We start from the raw sequence: 19,867 nt of genomic DNA on the forward strand, positions 1-19,867 counted from the left end.
CGCGGCGAGTGGACAGAGCCAATGACCGCAATGGTTTCCGACGCGATGGTTGGAGAAATTGCGCATCGCCGGCGCGCGGAAGCTACCGCGCGCGCAGCGCCAGCGCGACGGCGATGCCGACGAAGATCGTCAGGCCCACCCAATTGTTGTGCAAGAACACGCGGAAGCACGCAGCGCGTTCGCGATGCCGTGCGATGAAGAATTCGCTTGCCACCAGCAGCGCGGCGACGCCCAGTGCGGCCCAGTAGCAGATTCCCAGCGCGGCGCGTTGGCCGACGCAGACTAGCGCGACGAACATCAGCGTGTACAGGATGCCCTGGATGAGCAGGTCCAGTTTGCCGAACAGGATCGCGGTGGACTTGGATCCAGCGCGCAGATCGTCTTCGCGGTCGACCATCGCGTACCATGTGTCGTAGGCGGTGGACCACAGGATGTTGGTCGCGTACAGCAGCCAGCCCAGCGCGGGCACCTCGCCACGCACCGCCGCGAAGGCCATCGGAATGCCCCAGCCGAAGGCCATGCCCAGGTAAACCTGCGGCAGATAGGTATAGCGCTTCAGATACGGATAACTGGCGGCCAGGAACAGACCGACCACGCTCAGGCCGATGGTCAATCGGTTCATCGTCAGCACCAGCGCGAAAGCGGCGAGCATCAGCAACGCGAACACCCCCAGCGCCTCGCGGCCGCTGACCGCGCCGGTTGCCAGCGGACGGTTGCGTGTACGTTCGACGTGTGGGTCCAGCCAACGATCGGCGTAGTCGTTAATCACGCAGCCGGCCGAGCGGGTCAGCCAGACGCCGGCAGTGAACACGCATAGCGTCCACAGCGGCGGCACCCCGTCGGCGGCCAGCCACAGCGCCCACCAAGTTGGCCACAACAGCAAGAGCGCGCCGATCGGACGGTCGCCACGCAGCAGCTTCCAGTATTGGCCGATGCGTGGGAGTGCTGGCGGCGCGCCGGGCATTTCATAGCGTTCGTAACTCATCGCACAAGGGTAGCAGTCGCGTCGTGGGGGCGGCAGTCGGCGCTCGCGTGGTGGCGGTGGCGGTGGCGGTCATGGTACGGACATGCGATGTCGGGGCAGGTCGGCGCGCACGCGGGTCGACGCGAAGGGATGCGGCCCCCTGCATGCGCGCAGGCAGGGGGAGACGCGGCATCGGATTACCGTTAGAATGCGCGTCCGTTGCGCCCGTAGCTCAGCCGGATAGAGTAGTGGCTTCCGAAGCCATTGGTCGGGGGTTCGAATCCCTCCGGGCGCACCAGTTCGCGTCCCAGGCGTGGTCGGGGATGTGCAAAACCCTTCAGGAATCGGGTTTTCTGTTTTTTTGGCCTCTTTGCTGAAAAATGATTCGGCAGCTTTATGTCTCCGGTCTTGGCCGCGCTGGCGGCTACTCAGCGCTACGCCGTGCTCGCGACAGATGTGCATGCCATGATCTTGCGCATGCTGTCGATCGCGTCGTCGCACTCGGCCACAACTGTTGACTATCGCGCGTTCTCGTGCGGTAGGCGGCGCTGTTGCTGTGCCTGCTTGGCGTCCAGACGGTCGTGTTGCGTCTGTCAGCTAGGCAGTGGCCACGCGTTGCCATGCGTGCAGTGCGGTGGTCGGTGACACGTCTGCGCAGCCCGCTAAGCAAACCCGCAGTGCGCCTTCTGGGTGCCGATGATGCGCTGGCTTACCTGCGGGTGGGCGACGGTGCGCCGGTCGTGCTGGTGCATGGGGCGTTGTGCGACTACCGCTACTGGATGCCCCAACTGCGCGGGTTGGCCGATCGTTTTCAGCTCAGCGCAGTGAGTCTGGGTCAATACTATCCGCGGTTGCGCTCGGCATCGCGGCATGTCTTCGGTTGGCGTTGGCACGCGCAGCAAGTGGCGGCTTTCATCGCCAGCGAAGCGCGGCCTGTGCATCTGGTGGGGCACTCCCGTGGCGCCGCGGTGGCCTGGCAGGTGGCGTTGCAGCAGCCTGCGGCGGTCGCCAGCCTGAGTTTGTTCGATCCCGGCGGGCCGCAGTCGCATGGCTTGTCGGCCGAGGTGCTGGCGGTCCGCGCGCGTGCGGTGGCGCTGTTGCAGGACGGACAGCTCGAGGCCGGCCTGGAATGCTTCGTCGATTCGGTCAGCCAGCCCGGCGCTTGGGCGCGTAGCAGTACGACATTCCGGCAGATGGTGCGCGATAACGCGCAGACACTGCTGCCGCAGATCGATGACGCGCTGCCGGCGTATCGGCCGGAGCAGGCCGCCAGCCTGGCGTTGCCGGTGTTGTTGGTCACCGGCGAACACAGTCCGGTGCAATACCGCGACAACGCCGCTGCGCTCGCGCAATGGTTGCCGGACCCGCGCTTGCACCTGCTTGCCGGGGCCTCGCATGGCATGACTTTCACGCATGCGCGTCGCTGCAATGCGTTGTTGGCCGAGATGGTGCGCGCAATCTCCGGCTGATGCATGCGCTAGTGCTTTTTGCTTGGCTTCGTTCTCGCGTTGTGCGCCGTGCGGATGTGACACGGTGGCGTGGCTACTCGGGGTTACGCCGCAGGGCGCCGCGCGGCGTGGATTCCGCACCCGGCGTGATTGCCTCGCCACGATCCAGTTGCCGGTAGGCGATGGCCTCGGTGAGATGTGGGGTGGCGATGGCATCGCTGCCATCCAGGTCGGCGATGGTGCGGGCCACGCGCAGGATGCGGTGCAGCGAGCGCGCCGACAGTCGCAAGCGATCGATCGCGTGTTCCAGGAGTGCTTCGTCGTGCGGTTGCAGGCGGCAGTCGCGCATGGTCTGGTAGTGGTCGAGCTGGCCGTTGGGCCGCGCGGCACGCATCAGTTGTCGTTGCCGCGCCTGCTCCACACGGGCGCGCACGGCGACGCTGGGTTCGCTCGTCGTGGCATCGGCGCGCAGCGCCTGCGGTGGCAAGCGAGGCACTTCCACGTGCAGATCGATGCGATCTAGCAAGGGCCCGGAGATGCGTGCGCGATAGCGGCGTATGCTGTCCTCGTTGCAGCGGCAGCGGCCGCTGGGGTCACCGGCCCAGCCGCAAGGGCAGGGATTCATTGCCGCCACCAGTTGGAAGCGCGCGGGGAATTCGGCACTGCGCGCTGCGCGTGATACGGTGACCTGGCCCGATTCGAGAGGCTCGCGCAGCACTTCCAGTGCATGCCGGTTCCACTCGGGCAATTCGTCCAAGAACAGCACGCCGTTGTGCGCCAGCGAGATTTCGCCCGGGCGCGGATGCGTGCCGCCACCGACCAGCGATACCGCGCTGGCAGTATGGTGCGGCGACCGATATGGACGCTGCCGCCAGCGGGCCGGATCCAGGCCGCGGCCACTGACCGATGCGATGGCCGCGCTTTCCAGCGCTTCGGCCTCGCTGGCCTCGGGGAGGATCCCGGGCAGGCGCGAGGCCAACAGGGTTTTACCGCAGCCTGGGCTGCCGATCAGTAGCAGATGGTGATGTCCTGCGGCGGCGATCTCCAGTGCGCGCCGCGCTTGCGCCTGACCGCGCACATCGCTCAGGTCGGGGAAGGGCAGGGCGGCGGCGGGTAGTGCTTCGGCTACGGGCAGGGTCTTGCTGCCGTTCAACAGTCCGCAGACCTCGAGTAGGGTGCGTGCGGTGAATGCGCGCACGTGTTGCGCAAGTGCCGCTTCAGCGCCGTTGTCCGCGGGCACGATCAACGTGCGTCCAGCATGCGCAGCGGCCAGCGCGGCCGCCAATACGCCATCGACCGGACGCAGTTCGCCGGTGAGTGCCAGTTCGCCGAGGAATTCGTATTGCTCCATTGCCTGTGGATCGAGTTGGCCGGCGGCGGCAAGGATGCCCAGTGCGATCGGGAGGTCGAAGCGGCCGCCCTCTTTGGGTAGGTCGGCCGGTGCCAGGTTGACGGTGATCCGCCGCGCCGGGAACGCGTACTGCGCGCACAGAATGGCGGCGCGCACGCGGTCGCGCGATTCGCGCACTGCGGCTTCGGGCAGGCCGACGATCTGCGTCGCCGGCAGGCCGCCGGATAGATGGACTTCGACCCGAACCGGAGGCGCAAGCACCCCCGCGCGGGCACGGCTGTGCACCAGCGCCAGGCTCATGGCAGGGGTTGGTCAGGTGTTGGAGGGGGGTGTCTGCGCGCTGTGCGCGGCTTCCAGCGCGGCGACTGTGCGCTCCAGCGCTTCGAGCTTCTCCCGCGTGCGCAGCAGCACCGCGCGCTGCACTTCGAACTCTTCGCGGGTGACCAAGTCGAGTTTGCTCAGCCCAGCTTGCAGCGCGCTCTTGAAGGTGTTTTGCAGTTCGTCGCGGGATTGGCGCAGGCCTGGTGGCACTAGGTCGCTGAGGCGGCGGGCGAGGTCGTCGAGATGGTTGAGATCGATCATGGTTGTCTCCGGCAGGTGACGCTAGATTGCATTACCCGACGGTTCGGGACCATCGGCAACGGGCGCGGCGCGCTGTCGGAAAATTCCGGCGATGGAGGCGTCCCACCATTGAACCCGACGGCCGGGCATCGCGCAACCAGGTTATCCTGAGCCGATTGCAATTGGAGAAGGCCATATGAAGATGGTCATGGCCGTTATCAAGCCGTTCAAGCTCGACGATGTGCGCGAGGCGCTTGGCGCACAAGGTGTCTCTGGTATCACCGTCACCGAGGTCAAGGGGTTCGGCCGGCAGAAGGGTCACACCGAGTTGTACCGTGGCGCCGAGTATGTGGTCGATTTCCTGCCCAAGGTGAAGTTGGAAGTGGCAGTCACCGATGGTCGGGTCGAGCCGGTGGTCGAGGCTATCGTCAAGGCTGCTTGCAGCGGGAAGATCGGCGACGGCAAGGTATTCGTCTACGACATGGGCGCTGTGGTGCGAATCCGCACCGGTGAGCTGGATGCGGATGCGCTGTAGCGGCGTGAGGTGCTTGTCGTGGTGTCGGCGCGTGGCGCTCAGACGCTCAGCGCCTCGGCCACGAACGGTGGTAGAACCTGGGTGCCGGTGTGCAGGTGCGCGCTGTAGTAGCGGGTGGCGAACGGTTTGGTCGCGGCGTCGTGTTGACGGAAGTCGAAGCCGCCTTGCTTGCGCGCCATGGTCACGCTCCACCAGCCGGTTGGGTAGCATGGTTGCGGGAATGGCACGGTGTGGAAGCTGGTGAAGCCAGCCTTGCCCATCTCCGCACGCATTTCCTTGATGAGGTCCAGCAGCGCCAGTGGCGATTCGGACTGCTGCACCAGAATGCCGTCGTCTTTCAGCGCTTTGAAACAGCTCGCGTAGAAGGCCTTGTTGAACAGGCCCTCGGCTGGGCCGACCGGGTCGGTGGAATCGACGATGACGATGTCCACGCTGCCGGTCGGGCAGTTGGCCATGTAGGCGATGCCGTCATCGAACAGCAATTCGGCGCGAGGGTCGCTGTTGGATTCGCACAGTTCCGGAAAATATTTCTCGGCCATGCGCGTGACGTGTTCGTCGATGTCGCACTGGGTGGCGCGCTCCACCCCCGGGTGTTTGAGCACCTCGCGCAGTGTGCCGCAGTCGCCGCCGCCGATGATGACCACCCGCTTGGGCGCGGGATGGGTGAACAGCGCCGGGTGGCTGATCATTTCGTGATAGAAGAAATTGTCGCGGGTGGTCAGCATCACCGCGCCGTCGATCACCATCAGCTTGCCCCAGTCGGTGGTGTCGTAGATTTCGATCTTCTGGAACGGCGACTGCACTTCGTCCAGTTTGCCGGTGATGCGGTAGCCGATGGCCGAGCCGGTGGGCTGGAAGTGTTCGATGTACCAGGTGTCGTTGGCGCTCATACGGTGTCCTCGAAAAATGCAGGCGGTCCTCTCCCTTCGGGAGGGAGAAAACGGTGGCGCGAAGCGCTGGAGATGGAAAAGCAAGCCCCACCGCGTGCATGCACAACGCCTGGTGCTTATCTTCCCATTCCCGCGTACGCGCCGAGACAGGGGTGTCGGATCGGCGCGGATTGTAACGGACCCAACGCGTAGCAGGGGTTACAATTCACGCCCTTTTTCCGTCAGCCGAGCCGCCACGATGAGCGATTGGTCCCTCGACCAGGCCCGCAAAACCTATTCGATCCCGCACTGGGCCGATGGGTATTTCGATGTGGATACGGCTGGTCGGGTCGTGGTGCGGCCGCAGGGCGCCGACGGGGTGACGATCGCGCTGCCGGACGTGGTGGACGCCGCGCGCGCGGCGGGGGCCAAGCTGCCGATGCTGGTGCGTTTCCCCGATATTCTCGGCGAACGCCTGGGTAAGCTGCAGGCCGCTTTCGCCCAGGCTCAGGCCGATTGGGATTATGTCGGCGGCTACACCGCAGTGTATCCGATCAAGGTCAACCAGCATCGCGGAGTGGCTGGTACGTTGGCCAGCCACCAGGGCGAGGGTTTCGGCCTGGAAGCGGGCAGCAAGCCGGAGCTGATGGCAGTGCTGGCGCTGTCGCGTCCTGGCGGTTTGATCGTATGCAACGGCTACAAAGACCGTGAGTACATCCGTCTGGCGCTGATCGGTCGCAAGCTGGGGTTGCAGACCTTCATCGTCATCGAGAAGCCGTCTGAATTGAAATTGGTGTTGGACGAAGCACGCGTGCTGGACGTGCGGCCTGGCCTGGGCGTGCGCATGCGTCTTGCCTCGCTGGGGGCGGGCAAGTGGCAGAACAGCGGTGGCGACAAGGCCAAATTCGGGCTGGCGCCACGGCAGTTGTTGGATCTGTGGAAGACGCTGCGCGATACCGAGTATGCCGATGCGCTGAACCTGCTGCACTTCCACATGGGCTCGCAGATCTCCAACGTGCGCGACATCGCCAACGGCATGCGCGAGGCGACCCGTTACTTCGTCGAACTGTCCAAGTTGGGAGCGAAGATCAGCCACGTCGATGTCGGCGGTGGCTTGGGCATCGATTACGAGGGCACTCGCTCGCGCAGCGAGTGCTCGATCAACTACGGCTTGCACGCCTATGCCAGCAACATTGTGCAGCCGCTGGCCAGCGCGTGCGAAGAGCATGGGTTGGCGCCGCCGCGCATCGTCACCGAATGCGGTCGTGCAATGACCGCCCACCACGCGGTGTTGGTCGCCAACGTCTCGGAAGTTGAGCAGGCGCCGGAAGGCCGTGTGCCGGACGTGCATGACGACGAACCGGCGGCGATCCGCCATATGCGCGAGATTCATGCCGAGCTGGACCAGCGTCCGGCGGTGGAGCTGTTCCAGGAGGCGCAGCATTTCCATGCCGAAGGGTTGAGCGCCTATGCGTTGGGCCAGATCGACCTGGCCCAGCGCGCACGCATCGACGATCTGTTCTACGCCATCGCGCATGGTGTGCGTGCACGGTTGAGTTCGCAGGAGAAGAGTCACCGCCCGATTCTGGACGAGCTCAACGAGCGCCTGGTCGATAAGTATTTCGTCAATTTCAGTGTGTTCGAATCGATCCCAGATGTATGGGCGATCGATCAGGTGTTCCCGATCGTGCCGATCGAGCGGCTCGACGAGGCGCCGCAGCGTCGCGGCATCATCGCCGACATGACCTGCGATTCCGATGGGATGGTCAAGACCTATGTCGAGAACGAGAGCCTGGACAGCTCGTTGCCTTTGCACGCCTTGAAACAAGGCGAGAGCTACCGACTCGGCTTCTTTCTGGTCGGTGCTTATCAGGAGATCCTCGGCGACATCCACAATTTGTTCGGCGACACCGATGCGGTGGAAGTGGCGGTGGAAGGAACCGGCTACCGCATCGTCCAGCAGCGTCGTGGCGACACGACCGACGTGATGCTCGATTATGTCGGTTATCGCTTGGATACGTTGCGTGCGGCCTACGCCGAGCGCATTGAGGCGGCGCAATTACCGGATGCCTGTGCGCAGGAATTGCGCGATGCGCTTGAAGCCGGCCTCACCGGTTACACTTATCTCTCCGACGCACCATTGGTCTGATCGCAGCGGATACTGGCGGCGTGCGCGTATCCCGCGGCGGGTCGCACAAAATCAGGCGAGAGAGTTTCTCGTCCGCAGATGGGCGTCCGATGTCGCCATCGACACGCACGATTGGCATGTCGAAAGCCGCTCGCGAAATTAATGCGCATGGCGGACAAGCAAAGCTTTACCTGAACCAGCGGACACGACGCCGTGGTGGACACGTATGGCGCGGTGTGGCGGCGTAGTGGTTCGCCAGGGGCGGGCGTTGATGCTACCGCTAAAGTCAATTTTTCGATTTGTGTCGCAGAATTGCAGCCTAGGTTCGCATCAAACAACGAAGCGTGATTCTTGCACTTTTTTTTAAGGCGCGCGTTGGATTATAAAAATTCCCCACTGCTTGATCGATAGTGTTCATGATTTATTTTCTCTTTAATTGCTTCAAAACCCTGTATTTCTGGGTTCTTGACGTTATGCGAAGGTGTCATGCTCGTGTTTCAGTCAATCGTTCGTCGCATCTGCGCATGTTCCGTTCCTGGTGGCGCAGGGATTTGTTAATGCACGTTTCGATCAACCCGAGAGGCACGTTATGCATGCGGACACTCCATCATCGTTTCCCTTGACCCGTGCGCAACGAGGGCTGTGGGTCGGCAGCAAGTTGCAGGTCGACAAGATGTTGATGCTGTCAGAGGCATTGGAATTATTCGGGCCCTTGGATCCGACCCTGCTACTGCAAGCAAACCGGCAGATCACGCGGGAGTTCGATGTGCTGCGGTTATGCATTCATGAGCAAAATGGTTTGCCTGAGCAAATCGTGCTGCCGGAATATCCGGGAGAATTGCAGTACCTCGATTTCAGCGACGAGCCCGCGCCGCGCGCCGCAGCCGAGCGCTGGGTGGGCGATCAACTCGGCAAGCGGGAGAATTTGCGCGACGGCCCGCTCTGGTTCTGTGTCGTGTTTCGACTGGGCCAGGATCATCATCTATGGGTGCAGTACACGAGCCATCTGGTGATGGATGGTTTCACTGGGACGATGCTGGCCCAGCGTCTGGCCAGTCTGTACAACGCCTATGCGTTTGGGCAAGAGCCGGAGCCGGCCGCCTACGGCAGTGTGCTGGAGCTGGTGACGCTGGAGCAGGAATATCGCGCATCCGATCGCTATCGACGCGATCGCGAGTACTGGATGCAGCAACTGTCCAACTTGCCGCCAGCGGTGACGTTGGCCAAGCCAGGCGAGCAAAATAGTGCTGGTTTGTTACGTGCCACTGGCGAGTTTTCCCCTGAGACGGTGCTGCGTTTGCGAGCGTTGGGAGCCGCGCATGGCGCCAGTCTGCCGCAGACGCTGATCGCTCTGGTCGCGGCGTATTACCACCGTTACACTGGCGCGGAAGATTTGGTGATGGCCATGCCGGTAACCGGACGCGTCGGCGCGCGCTATCGGCAGGTGCCTGGCTTGGCCGCCAATGCGATCTATCTGCGGCTGACGATGCGGCCCAACCAGCCGTTCCATGCGCTGTTCCCGCATGTGTCCTCGGTGGTGCGGCATGGCCTGCGTCACCAGCAATACCGTGTCGAGGATGTCCGCCGTGACCTGGGCATGTTCGCCAACATGCAGCGTATCGCGCGGCTGGCGGTCAACATCGAGGCCTTCGATTATGGATTGCGCTTCGGCGAAGCCCAAGCCGTGCCGCATAATCTGTGCAACGGTCTGGCCGACGACCTGACCATTTTCTGTTACGAACGCGGCAACGGCATGGCGCTGCGCTTCGATCTGGATGCCAATCCCGCGCTGTACGACCGCGAGGAGTTGGCCGAACATTGTCGCCGCTTGAGTTTGCTGGCCGATGCCATCCTGGACGCCCCGGAGCGGCCGCTGGCCCTGCTCGATATTCTGGGGACGCAGGAGCGTTGCCGTTTGCTGTGGGAATGCAATGCCACCGCCATGCCGTTGCCCATCATGGCCACACTGCCGCACCAACTGCTGGAGCGTTATGCGTCGATGCCGGCGGGTATCGTTGTCCAGTGCGATGAGCGCACGCTCGACGATGCGCAAGTCTGCGAACTCGCCGCGCGCATCGCCGCTCGGTGGATCGCCGATGGGATCAAGCCGGGCGATGTGATCGCGGTGGCCTTGCCCAGGAGTGAACAGTTGTTGCTGGTGCTGTTGGCGGTGATGTGGAGCGGTGCCGCCTATCTGCCGCTCGATCCGGATGGCCCGCTGGTACGCAATCGGCACATGCTCGACGATGCCGCTGCGATCGGATTGGTCTGCGAACCGGTTCTGCGCGATACGCTGCTGCTGGACGGGATGGTCTGGCTCGATCCGTGTCCGGCCGACTTGCCGGCGCCGATTGCGCCGTTGGCCACCCCGGAGGGCACGGCCTATGTGCTGTACACCTCCGGTTCCACGGGAATACCCAAGGGCGTGGAGATCAGCCATCGCAGCCTGCTCAATTTCCTGTTCGCGATGCGTCACGACCTCGGCCTACGCCCGCGCGACCGCATGTTGGCGGTGACCACTGTGACTTTCGACATCGCCGGGCTGGAGTTGTACTTGCCGCTGCTGGTCGGTGCGCGGGTGGTGATCGCACAAGGCGCAATCACGCACGATCCACGTGGATTGGCGCGATTGATCGCCCAGGCGCAGGTCAGTGTGATTCAGGCCACACCGTCGTTGTGGCGGATCCTGCTCGCCAACGACGATCTGCCACTGGACAAGGTGCATGCGTTGGTCGGCGGCGAAGCCTTGGGGGCGGAGCTGGCCACGCGCCTGCTTGCGCGCGTTGGCCGCTTGACTCAGTTGTACGGGCCGACCGAGAGCACGATCTGGTCGACGATCATGCCGTTGCAGCTGACCGACGCCCCCCATCCACCGATCGGACGCCCGATTGCCAACACGCGGGTGTATGTGCTCGATCCCCAGCAGCAATTGTTGCCGACCGGTGCGGTTGGCGAGCTCTACATCGGCGGTGCTGGCGTCGCCAAGGGTTATCGCGGCAAACCGCAACTGACCAGCGAGCGTTTTGTGTGCGATCCGTTCGTCGGGGATGGCAGCAGGATGTACCGCACCGGCGATCAGGTGCGCCTGCGTCCGGATGGTGTGTTGGAGTTCATCGGTCGCATCGACGATCAGTTGAAGATTCGTGGCCATCGCATCGAGCCGCGCGAGATCGAAAATGCCTTGCAACAGCATCCGCAGGTGGCACAGGCGGTGGTGGTCGGGCATCGCGATCACGACGGAACGATGCAGTTGCTGGCGTATGTCGTCGCCTTGCCAGAGCAGAGTGTGGAGGTGGATGCACTGCGTCAATATCTGCAAGCCTGCCTGCCATCGGCGATGTTGCCTTCGCGCTGGATGTCGCTACCGGCCTTGCCGCTGACCGCGACCGGCAAGTTGGATCGCAAGGCGTTGCCTGTACCCGATGCGCCGCCGCCGCGGGAGCATGTGCCGCCACGCGATCCGATCGAGCAGCAATTGGCCGCGATGGTGGAGGATATCCTGGGCATCAATGGCATCGGCGTGCACGATAGCTTTTTCGAACTCGGTGTCGATTCGCTAGGCGCGGCACAAATGGCGGCGCGGTTTCCGCAGATGTTCGGTATCGAGCTGCCATTGGTGACGCTGTTGAATGAGCCAACCATCGCGGGTGTGGCCGAGGTGATCCGGCGCAATGCGCAACTGCACAGCGACCCGCTGGCGTCTGCGCTGACGCTGCGCGAGGGCGAGGTCGGCACGCCCGCGCTGTTCTGCATCCATCCGGTGATGGGTATGAGTTGGTCGTATGCGACCTTGCTTAGTCAACTGGATCCACGCTGGCCAGTGGTGCTCTTGCAGTCGCCTGGCTTGGCCGACAGCAGCTACCGTCCCGACAGCATTGAGGCGATCGCCCATGATTATCTGGCGCGCATGCGCAGCGTGCAGCCGCACGGCCCGTATCGTCTGGTGGGGTGGTCGCTGGGGGGCCTGATCGCCCATGCCATCGCCGCCGAGCTGCGCGCGGCCGGCGAGTTGGTGGAACTGCTGGCCTTGCTCGACAGCTATCCGCTTCCGCCGCAGGACGCACAGGCCGATGACATGATCAGCATCCCCGCCGCGTTACGTGTGCTCGATGTGGAATTGGCGCCAGGAACGCCGCTGCCGACGACCATGGCGGAACTGGCCAAAGTGCTGTGCGATCACTACGGCCTGTTGTCGTTCCCGTTGGCACGTCAACTGCTCGAGCAGCAGCACGATCTCGTGCTCAACATTGGCGAACTGATCCAGCACCACCTGCATCTGGCCTGCCACCACCGCCCCAGCGCGATCGATGTGGATGTGCTGTTCGTCGAGGCCACCCGGCGCCCGGACATCGGTATGGACGCCACCGATCTGATCGATCACCGCCCACAGGTGTGGCAGGAACTGGTGCGCAGCCTGCGCGTGGAGGCGTTCGACACCGACCACTACGGGATCCTTTCCCTGGCCCATGTGGGGAGGCTTGCCAAACTGTTGCAAGCGTCTGTGGCGCTGCCGACACGGGGTTCGGTGCTCGACTCTGGTTCAACACCGACACCGACACCGACACCGACACCGACACCGACACCGACGAGTGACGGGGTAGCCGAATATGCTTGAACACCGTCTCTCAGGCGAGCAGAACGCTGGAAGCGAAGACCGACCGATCGTGATCGCCACCCTCGGCACCCATGGCGATGTGCGACCGGTCATCGCACTGGGACGTGGCTTGCAGCAGCGCGGCCATCCGGTGCGTGTGCTGACCAGTGAGAATTTCGCTCCGTTGGTTAAAGCGAACGGTTTGGCGTTCTTTCCGCTGACGGGTGACCACCAGCGCATGCTGCAAGTCAATCCGATTCGTGCCGGTCAGTCCATGTGGGCGAACTGCCGTATGTTCCGCCATCACATCGCCTCCTGGGCGCGCGATTGGCCGTCGCAGGGGCGGGCGGCGTGTGCGGATGCGCGGTTGCTGATTGGCGTGGGGAGCGCCAGCATTCTGGTCGATTCACTGAGCCAGGCGTTGCAGATTCCGCTGGTGTATGCCCAGTTGCAACCGTTGACTGTCTCCCGTCATTTGCCATTGGTAGCGCGGCCGCAATTGCGTCTCCCCGGCCCACTTCATGTTGGTCTGCAACATGCCATGCGCTTTGGTGGTTGGCAATTGCTGCGCGAGGTGATCGATGGCAGCGTGCGTGCGCCGCTAGGTCTGCCGCCCTACGGATGGCGCGGCCCGGATACCAGCACGATCCGCGTGCTGTATGGATACAGCGAACACCTGTGTCCGCGTCCGAGCGATTGGCCGGCGCGCATCCAGGTCTGCGGCTTCTGGTCGTTACCGCAGTTGCAGTGGCAACCGCCGGCCGCATTGCTGGATTTTCTGGATGCCGGTCCGCCGCCGTTGTACGTCGGGTTCGGCAGTATGATCGATGCAGACGCGGCGCGACTGACCACCACGGTGAAGGCGGCATTGCGCCTGACCGGCCAGCGTGCGTTGCTGGCCACGGGCTGGGGTGGCTTGATCGCAGACCAGGACGTGGACTCGGATCAGTGCTTCGCGCTTGAACATGCCCCGCACGACTGGCTGTTTCCGCGCGTGATCGCGGCGGTCCACCATGGTGGCGCGGGAACCTGTGCCGCTGCGCTGACCGCTGGCATTCCCTCGGTCGTGGTGCCGTTCGGTTATGACCAGCCGTTCTGGGCGCATTGTTTGGCGCAGCGTGGCGTGGCGCCGCCCGCGTTGAAGCGCGACGGGCTGCAGCCGGAGGTGCTGGCGCACGCGTTGCGGCAGGCGACGTCACCGACGATGTGTGCGGCGGCGCAGGCGCTGGGGCAGCGACTGCGCGAGGAGGACGGTGTGGCTAAAGCGGTGGCGCAGCTCGAACAGTGGGGTCTGTTGCGCGATGCGGGCATCGTTCGGCAACACGCGGACGTTGTTTGCTGAGTTGCGTTGTAGCGACCCGTAGTTGGGGATGGGTCGGGGGCACAGCAGGCCGCACGTGTATGGCGCTGTTCCAGCGCACGCAGATTCGGTCAATGCGTGTTCGTAATATCAAGGATTGGATGAGAAAAATCGCGAAATAAACTACTGTGGCGCTCAGTACCATCAAAAGCCGTGCGAGCCGAACCCGTTTTTGATCTTGTTCTGGCACTCATGCCAGCCTGCATCGATTTGTAGATAATGGCTTTGTTGATTCGAGCTTTAGTGCTGCTGTGGGGAACAAAAATTTAATTGCCATGGGAGTCTGTAAATCATGGACTCTTGCTTAGGGAAAGTCTGAATAAGTCCATCTCCCAGTCTTTCGCGCGACAACTCATTGAGTTTTAGAGTCGCTGATCTCGATGGCTTGGCTTTTTTAGATCTTCCCTAATACAGTACAACAACATTTCGAGAATGTAATGAAAAAATTTGTAGTGATTTCAGCCATAATTCTGCTCGCAATTGGTGCTTCCATTTTTCTTTTCATAGGGGAGCATAAAGAAAAAATTGATAGTAAAGATAACGGCGATGGCTATATAAGTAAAGTTCGAGCGATGGATCACTCAAAAATAAATTCTTCTACGAATGTAGATGATATGAGAAGCTCCAGCGAAGTTAAATCAAGCAAATATTATTATTTGAATTTTGCAAAGATTAAAAGTGAAGCGGAGAATGGATCTTCCACGGCACAGAAAGAATTGGCTCATATTTACAGTTTCTGCATGTTCTATAGCATACGTCCTGAAGTGCAATTGGCCACGATAGATGATTTGGCTAAATATGCAAAAGGTTCTACTGTCGGATTGCGCAATGTAAAAGAGCGCCTAAAGAGGCGTTGCGATAATGTTGATGGAGGACAGCCGATTCCTTATGTTGCCTATTCTCTTTGGCTTAAGGAGGCGGCCAGGCGCGGAAATGTTGCAGCCAAAATAGAATTAAGAGTTCAATCGGCTGCGCCATTGTCGGTTAACGAAGCAAGTGATCTGGCAGATATTGTGCGGAAATCTCACGATCCAGAAGCAATGTATCAGCTGTCAAATCTAATGGCAGTACCGATGTCGGAGGATATTCCTGAGAAATATTCAGGCCTAATGGGGAGCGCTTTGGCTGGACATGCGTGGGCTGTCGCCGCATGTCAGTCGGGGCTTGATTGTGAGAGCGGGTCTATGATAATGGATTCAGTCTGTATAACGACAGGACTTTGCGATTACGAGAACTACGAGCAATTTATAAGGGCGCAGGCGATAGTTCCAGCAGATCAAGCCAAGTTGGATGAGGATATACGCAAGATAAAAACACTTCGATAGGAAAATGGAGGCGTCATGAAAGGTTTTAAGAAATTATTTTGTTTAATCCTGGCTTGGTCTTCATCGGCTTTTGCGGTGACCATCAATGCCAACGCTGCGCTATATCTCAGTGGGGGCAGGTCACGCGCGCGAAAAGCCGTTGTGACAGAATGCGGCTCCTGTACCCAAGGATGGTCATGAAGAGATGCGTTATCCCGCACTCGATCTGCTACGCGGCATCGCCATCGTCTGGGTGATGCTGTTTCATTCGTTCGTGGTCGGTGGGTTGGGGCCCGATTGGAGTTGGCTCTCGCGCGATGGTTGGATGGGCGTGGATCTGTTCTTCGTGCTCAGCGGCTTTTTGATCGGCTGCCAAGTGCTGGCGCCGTTGGCGCGTGGCGAGCCGTTGCGCTATGGCGATTTCTACCGACGCCGCGCCTACCGCGTGTTGCCGGCGTATGCGTTGGTGCTGGCGCTGTATCTGGCTTGGCCTGGCTTCCGCGAAGCTCCTGGTATCGCGCCGTGGTGGATGTTCGCCACTTTCACCTTGAACCTGGGCATCGATTACGCCAACCAACTGGCGTTCTCGCATGCATGGTCGCTGTGCGTGGAAGAGCATTTCTATCTGCTGTTCCCGCTGCTGGCAGCGTGGATGCTGCGGCGACCCTCGGTGTCGCGTTTCGTGGCGCTGTGCGGGAGCTTGGTACTGGCGGGTATCGCGCTGCGCACCACCATCTGGTTGCATGACCATGCGCTGGAGCGTGTCGGTGTCGGTTTGCAGCGCAACTGGTTCATCGAAGATCTCTACTACCCGACCTGGAACCGGCTCGATGCGCTGCTGGCCGGCGTGATCCTTGCCGTTCTCAAGACGTTCCGGCCGCAGTATTGGCAGCGGTTGCAGCGCCATGCGACGGCCGCGACCTTGGCAGGCGTCGCTCTCTGTGGGTTGGCCATCTGGTTGTTTCGCGACCGCACGGGTCTGCTCGGCAATGCGATCGGTTGGCCGGTGTTGTCGTTGGGGCTGGCGCTGCTGGTGAGCGCTGGAGCCTGCTTGGACGGCCCGCTGGGGCGTTGTCGTGTGCCAGGTGCGGCCTGGTTGGCAGCGGTGTCCTACAGCCTGTATCTGAGCCACAAGGCGGTGTTCCATCTGACCCATGCCTGGATCGGCCCGGTGCTGGAGGGACGCGGCTTGCTTGCGTTCGCGGTGTACGCCGGAATGGCGTTGCTGGCGGGCGCGGCCTTGCATTATGCGGTGGAGCGGCCGTTCCTGCGTTTGCGCGATCGCCGCTGTGTGCGGTCCCATGCGCTGGCCGGCAGCTGAGCGTCCTCGCGCAGCTGCGGCTGTTCCGCTGTTATAAACGCAGCTCGAAACCGAGGTAGGCCGAGCGGCCGGGCGCGGGCGAGAACATCGGTTGGTCGTTGCCGCCCCAGAAGAAGTTGTCGTACCACACGTAGGCGTAGCGGTCATCGGTCAGGTTCTTGATCTGTAGATCGATGCTGCTGCGCGCAGAGAGTTGATAGCGGACGCTGGCATCGACGACAGTGAAGCCGCCGTACTTGCCATGGGCGTTGAGTGCGTCGATGTAGTAATTGCCTTGCGCGTGCGCCTGCAGGCCGAATTTCCAGCGTGCATCGGGCCGGTAGTCGAGGCCGGCAGTGCTGATGTAGCGCGGTGTGGAAAATACTTCGCGTCCGTGCAGCGAAACGCCAGTGGCCGTGTATGCGGTGACGACCTTGGCTTCCTGCACTGCGTGCGATAGCCACGCCGTCCAGTGTTCGCCCAATTGCGTGCTCAGTTGCAGGTCCACACCTTGGCGACGGGTATGGCCCAGGCCCACGGTGGTGCCGCTGCTGACATTGTTGGCCACTTCATTGGTGGCATCCTGTCGCCACAGTGCCAAGCGCGCTTCGGTGCCGGCGATCGGTTGCAGTTTCAGGCCAAGTTCCTTGCCGGTGTTGATTGAGGGTTCGAGCGCCTGTTGACCTGGCGTCAGATAGGCCGGGGCAGTGGAACCGGTCAGAACCTGGAAGGTCTGGCCCCAGTTGGCGTACACGCTCAGGCGTGGAGTGAGCGCGTAGATCACGCTGAGTTTGGGCTGGTCGATCCACCCGTAGGGTTGCAACGGCGCATGCACGCCGCCGGGCAACGCGGTGTCGCCGGAGAAACGGTCGGCGCGGAAGGCGGGCACGATTTTCAGCGCGTCTGTCGGTTGGATCACCGCTTGCAGATACAGTCCCAGGTTGTCCAGGGTGTAGCGGTCGTCGTTCTGCACGCGTGCCGGGGTGCTCCAGAAATTGGTCGGAACGGCATAGGCGTAGCGGTAGCGCTGGTAGCGGTTGTCCTGGTGTTCTGCATTGAAGCCGCTCTCCACACTCAGCACATCGTTGGCCTGCCAGGTCACGGTACTGAGCAAGCCGATCTGGCTTTCGTTCCATTGCCGGCGCTGTCGCGGCGCGTTGCCTAGCGGATAGTTGGTGAACGTGACCAGGCGCTCGTCTTCGTAGCGGTTGAAGTACAGCGTGTTGCGCAGATGCAGTCCCTCGTCGAGCCGGAAGTCGGCATGGATGCTGGCCTGGCGCATGTCGCGGTTATCGCCGTCGTTGGCATTCTTCGGTGGCGACTGCGTACGGTCCTCGGCCATTTGTGTGGCGGTGAGAAAGCCTGGCTCGTCGGCTTCGTGGTGGTAGATGCGGGCGATCAAGCCGATGCGTGCGCTGTCGTCGTCCTCGCCGTAGAACCATTTGCCGCCGAGGGTGTATTTGCGCGAGGTGTCGTGCTCGCGGTTGCCATGCGCGGCCTGCGCGCCGATGAAGTAGTTTTGCGCCAGGCCGTCGGATTCGTGGCCCAGGGCGAACTGCAGTTCGCGGGTGGCGAAGCTGCCGACACTCAGGCGCAGGTCGCGATAATCGCCACCTTGGCGTGTGGCGATGTTGACGTTGCCGCCGATGTTGTGCAGTCCGTAACGTGGGTCGTTGGTGCCGCGGACCGCTTCGATGTAGGCGATTTCCAGAGGGAAAATCATATCGAGGAAGCGTTGGGTGCCGCTGTTGACGTTGCTCGGCACACCGTCGATCAGGAGTTTGATGGCGTTGATGTAGCCCTCGCCGTTGAATGCGCGGAACGTGGCTCTACCGGATTCGGCGCCTTGGCCGGTCTGGGTGAGTTGTACGCCCGGCATTTGCCCGAGCAGCTCCCAGCTGTTCATGACGTTCTTGTCGCCGATTTGCTCGCTGCCCAGCACGTCGACCGAACTGAGGATGTTGCGGATGGACGGGCTGGCGGCGATTTGCTGCTGTGCCTCCACGGTACCGAGGGTCGTGGTGCGATCGGAGGTTAGGTTTTGTGCGGCGCCGTCGCCGGCGGCGAATGCGGTCAAAACGGCAAGCACCATCCGACTGGGGGCCAGCCTGCGTAGCGTGTGCGCATTCGGCTGGTCGATCAGTTTTACGTTGCGTGGGGCGAGCAAGCGGCCAGGGCCGTTGTGCAGGCGCGCGTGGTCGGTGATGAAATCAGTCATCGCCACACCTCGCAGCAGCGGGGCGCGATACCGTGGACGGGAGAGTGGGTAGCCATCGCAGCGATCTCTTTCGAACGAAAAGGGAGGCTGGCACAAGCGGCTGGCTAGCCCGTAACTTTAGCACAGTTGGCCGCAGCGGCGCAGATGCGCGGCCACATGGTCGAACCGGGCAAGCGACCGCGCCGTGTGCCTGGCGGCGACGTAGTCGTTTTGTTACCTAATCTTAGGCTGGCCGGCTGTGGGCAAGAATCTTGGTTGGTCGTTGCGACCCCCAAAGAAGTTGTCCCACCACACGGAGGCATCGTGCGCGTCGGCCAGGTTCTTGATCGGCAGATCGAGGCGATTGCGCGCGCGGAGCGGATCGTTCACGCAGGGGGCTGCCACGCGGCAGCGGCCATATTTGCCGGGCGTCAACCGCGCTGCAATGGCACAGCGGTAAACATGACGCCGCGCCCGACGTGAGGGCATCACCGCGGCTAGCGCGGTTGCCGGGCGACCTGGAATCCAGCGAAGGACTGCGTCACCGGCATGATCTCCAACCGGTTAATGTTCAGATGTGGCGGTAGCGTCGCCACCCAGAAGATTTGCTCGGCGATGTCTTCGGCGGTCATTGGCTGTGCGCCCTGATAGAGCGTGTCCGAGGCGTTCTGGTCGCCGTGGGTGCGGACCAGGGTGAATTCGGTCTCGGCCATTCCCGGTTCGATCGCGGTCACGCGCACGCCGCTGCCGTGCAGGTCAGAGCGCAAACCCAGCGAAAACTGGCTGACGAAGGCCTTGGTGCCGCCGTAGGCGTTACCACCCGGATATGGATACAGCGCAGCCACCGAACTGATGTTGATGATCGCGCCACGGCGCTTGATCAATGTCGGCAGCATGCGGTGGGTCAATGTCACCAGCGCGGTGATGTTGGTGTCGATCATCGTGCGCCAGTCGTCCAGATCTGCCGCTTGTGCCGGCGCTGTGCCCTGCGCGAGCCCGGCGTTGTTCACCAGCAAGTCGATGTTGCGGAATGCGTCCGGCAGTGCCGCCAGCATCGCGTCCAATGCGCCGGTATCGCGGATGTCGAACGCGGCGATGTGCACGCGTTCTGGGCCGAATGCTTCCAGCAACGGTTGCAAGCGTTCGGCGCGGCGGCCAGTGGCGATCACGCGCCAGCCGGCGGCGGCGAAGCGTTGCACAGCCGCGGCACCAAAGCCGGACGTGGCACCGGTGATCAGAGCAGTCTGGGTCATGGG

At 62.3% G+C, this 19,867-nt stretch carries 13 protein-coding genes and 1 tRNA gene; 8 read left to right on the forward strand and 6 right to left on the reverse strand.

The window, feature by feature from the left end; genetic code table 11:
- Positions 1–82 precede the first annotated feature (82 nt).
- Entirely contained in the window at positions 83–985 is a 903-nt protein-coding gene (gene ubiA, locus XaFJ1_RS01455) for a 4-hydroxybenzoate octaprenyltransferase (RefSeq protein WP_012914915.1), read from the reverse strand.
- Positions 986–1,185: 200 nt separating this feature from the next.
- Between ubiA and XaFJ1_RS01460 the strand changes: the two genes are divergently transcribed.
- A tRNA-Arg gene (locus tag XaFJ1_RS01460) sits at positions 1,186–1,262 on the forward strand.
- Positions 1,263–1,584: 322 nt separating this feature from the next.
- Complete coding sequence (locus XaFJ1_RS01465; RefSeq protein WP_045756688.1) at positions 1,585–2,433, forward strand: alpha/beta fold hydrolase; 849 nt, start codon at positions 1,585–1,587, stop codon at positions 2,431–2,433.
- A gap of 73 nt (positions 2,434–2,506) precedes the next feature.
- Here XaFJ1_RS01465 and XaFJ1_RS01470 read toward each other — a convergent pair whose 3' ends face one another.
- Together XaFJ1_RS01470 and ubiK are read right to left on the reverse strand one after the other, a co-directional pair.
- Positions 2,507–4,063 (reverse strand): YifB family Mg chelatase-like AAA ATPase, encoded by a 1,557-nt coding sequence (locus XaFJ1_RS01470; protein WP_045757616.1) that lies wholly within the window; start codon positions 4,061–4,063, stop codon positions 2,507–2,509.
- 12 nt (positions 4,064–4,075) lie between these two features.
- Complete coding sequence (gene ubiK / locus XaFJ1_RS01475) at positions 4,076–4,345, reverse strand: ubiquinone biosynthesis accessory factor UbiK (RefSeq protein ID WP_012914918.1); 270 nt, start codon at positions 4,343–4,345, stop codon at positions 4,076–4,078.
- 175 nt (positions 4,346–4,520) lie between these two features.
- On the opposite strand from ubiK, the gene XaFJ1_RS01480 reads away from it, so the two are divergent.
- Positions 4,521–4,859: a P-II family nitrogen regulator gene (locus tag XaFJ1_RS01480; protein ID WP_012914919.1), complete on the forward strand. Its 339-nt coding sequence runs from the start codon at positions 4,521–4,523 to the stop codon at positions 4,857–4,859.
- A 38-nt stretch (positions 4,860–4,897) separates the two neighbouring features.
- Here the strand turns inward: XaFJ1_RS01480 and speE are convergent, their stop codons facing one another.
- A complete protein-coding gene (gene speE, locus XaFJ1_RS01485) occupies positions 4,898–5,749 on the reverse strand; it encodes a polyamine aminopropyltransferase (RefSeq protein WP_012914920.1) in 852 nt (283 codons plus the stop codon).
- A gap of 238 nt (positions 5,750–5,987) precedes the next feature.
- On the opposite strand from speE, the gene speA reads away from it, so the two are divergent.
- The 5 genes from speA to XaFJ1_RS01510 all read left to right on the forward strand — a co-directional run bounded on the left by speA (position 5,988) and on the right by XaFJ1_RS01510 (position 16,435).
- Complete coding sequence (gene speA / locus XaFJ1_RS01490; protein ID WP_012914921.1) at positions 5,988–7,877, forward strand: arginine decarboxylase; 1,890 nt, start codon at positions 5,988–5,990, stop codon at positions 7,875–7,877.
- A 568-nt stretch (positions 7,878–8,445) separates the two neighbouring features.
- The gene (locus XaFJ1_RS01495) at positions 8,446–12,471 is read left to right on the forward strand and encodes a non-ribosomal peptide synthetase (RefSeq protein ID WP_080928035.1); all 4,026 of its coding nucleotides are present in this window, start codon (positions 8,446–8,448) and stop codon (positions 12,469–12,471) included.
- Positions 12,464–13,792 carry a glycosyltransferase gene (locus tag XaFJ1_RS01500; RefSeq protein WP_012914923.1) on the forward strand — a complete coding sequence of 443 codons (1,329 nt, stop codon included), beginning with the start codon at positions 12,464–12,466 and terminating at the stop codon, positions 13,790–13,792. Before XaFJ1_RS01495 ends, XaFJ1_RS01500 begins: the two co-directional genes overlap by 8 nt.
- Before the next feature lie 455 nt (positions 13,793–14,247).
- Complete coding sequence (locus XaFJ1_RS01505; protein ID WP_012914924.1) at positions 14,248–15,135, forward strand: hypothetical protein; 888 nt, start codon at positions 14,248–14,250, stop codon at positions 15,133–15,135.
- A 184-nt stretch (positions 15,136–15,319) separates the two neighbouring features.
- On the forward strand, positions 15,320–16,435 hold the full coding sequence (locus XaFJ1_RS01510) for an acyltransferase family protein (RefSeq protein ID WP_012914925.1): 1,116 nt from the start codon (positions 15,320–15,322) through the stop codon (positions 16,433–16,435).
- A 31-nt stretch (positions 16,436–16,466) separates the two neighbouring features.
- Here the strand turns inward: XaFJ1_RS01510 and XaFJ1_RS01515 are convergent, their stop codons facing one another.
- Positions 16,467–18,506, reverse strand: a complete 2,040-nt coding sequence (locus tag XaFJ1_RS01515; protein ID WP_045757162.1) for a TonB-dependent receptor — start codon at positions 18,504–18,506, stop codon at positions 16,467–16,469.
- 602 nt (positions 18,507–19,108) lie between these two features.
- Entirely contained in the window at positions 19,109–19,864 is a 756-nt protein-coding gene (locus XaFJ1_RS01520; RefSeq protein ID WP_012914927.1) for an SDR family NAD(P)-dependent oxidoreductase, read from the reverse strand.
- Positions 19,865–19,867: the final 3 nt, after the last annotated feature.

It is taken from the genome of Xanthomonas albilineans (assembly GCF_009931595.1).
GTDB classification, from domain to species: domain Bacteria; phylum Pseudomonadota; class Gammaproteobacteria; order Xanthomonadales; family Xanthomonadaceae; genus Xanthomonas_A; species Xanthomonas_A albilineans.

What these genes read in the sequence shown, in the direction of transcription:
- ubiA (WP_012914915.1), bottom strand. Translation starts at nt 985, where the DNA reads ATGAGTTACGAACGCTATGAAATGCCCGGCGCGCCGCCAGCACTCCCA.
- XaFJ1_RS01465 (WP_045756688.1), top strand. Translation starts at nt 1,585, where the DNA reads ATGCGTGCAGTGCGGTGGTCGGTGACACGTCTGCGCAGCCCGCTAAGC.
- XaFJ1_RS01470 (WP_045757616.1), bottom strand. Translation starts at nt 4,063, where the DNA reads ATGAGCCTGGCGCTGGTGCACAGCCGTGCCCGCGCGGGGGTGCTTGCG.
- ubiK (WP_012914918.1), bottom strand. Translation starts at nt 4,345, where the DNA reads ATGATCGATCTCAACCATCTCGACGACCTCGCCCGCCGCCTCAGCGAC.
- XaFJ1_RS01480 (WP_012914919.1), top strand. Translation starts at nt 4,521, where the DNA reads ATGAAGATGGTCATGGCCGTTATCAAGCCGTTCAAGCTCGACGATGTG.
- speE (WP_012914920.1), bottom strand. Translation starts at nt 5,749, where the DNA reads ATGAGCGCCAACGACACCTGGTACATCGAACACTTCCAGCCCACCGGC.
- speA (WP_012914921.1), top strand. Translation starts at nt 5,988, where the DNA reads ATGAGCGATTGGTCCCTCGACCAGGCCCGCAAAACCTATTCGATCCCG.
- XaFJ1_RS01495 (WP_080928035.1), top strand. Translation starts at nt 8,446, where the DNA reads ATGCATGCGGACACTCCATCATCGTTTCCCTTGACCCGTGCGCAACGA.
- XaFJ1_RS01500 (WP_012914923.1), top strand. Translation starts at nt 12,464, where the DNA reads ATGCTTGAACACCGTCTCTCAGGCGAGCAGAACGCTGGAAGCGAAGAC.
- XaFJ1_RS01505 (WP_012914924.1), top strand. Translation starts at nt 14,248, where the DNA reads ATGAAAAAATTTGTAGTGATTTCAGCCATAATTCTGCTCGCAATTGGT.
- XaFJ1_RS01510 (WP_012914925.1), top strand. Translation starts at nt 15,320, where the DNA reads ATGCGTTATCCCGCACTCGATCTGCTACGCGGCATCGCCATCGTCTGG.
- XaFJ1_RS01515 (WP_045757162.1), bottom strand. Translation starts at nt 18,506, where the DNA reads ATGGTGCTTGCCGTTTTGACCGCATTCGCCGCCGGCGACGGCGCCGCA.
- XaFJ1_RS01520 (WP_012914927.1), bottom strand. Translation starts at nt 19,864, where the DNA reads ATGACCCAGACTGCTCTGATCACCGGTGCCACGTCCGGCTTTGGTGCC.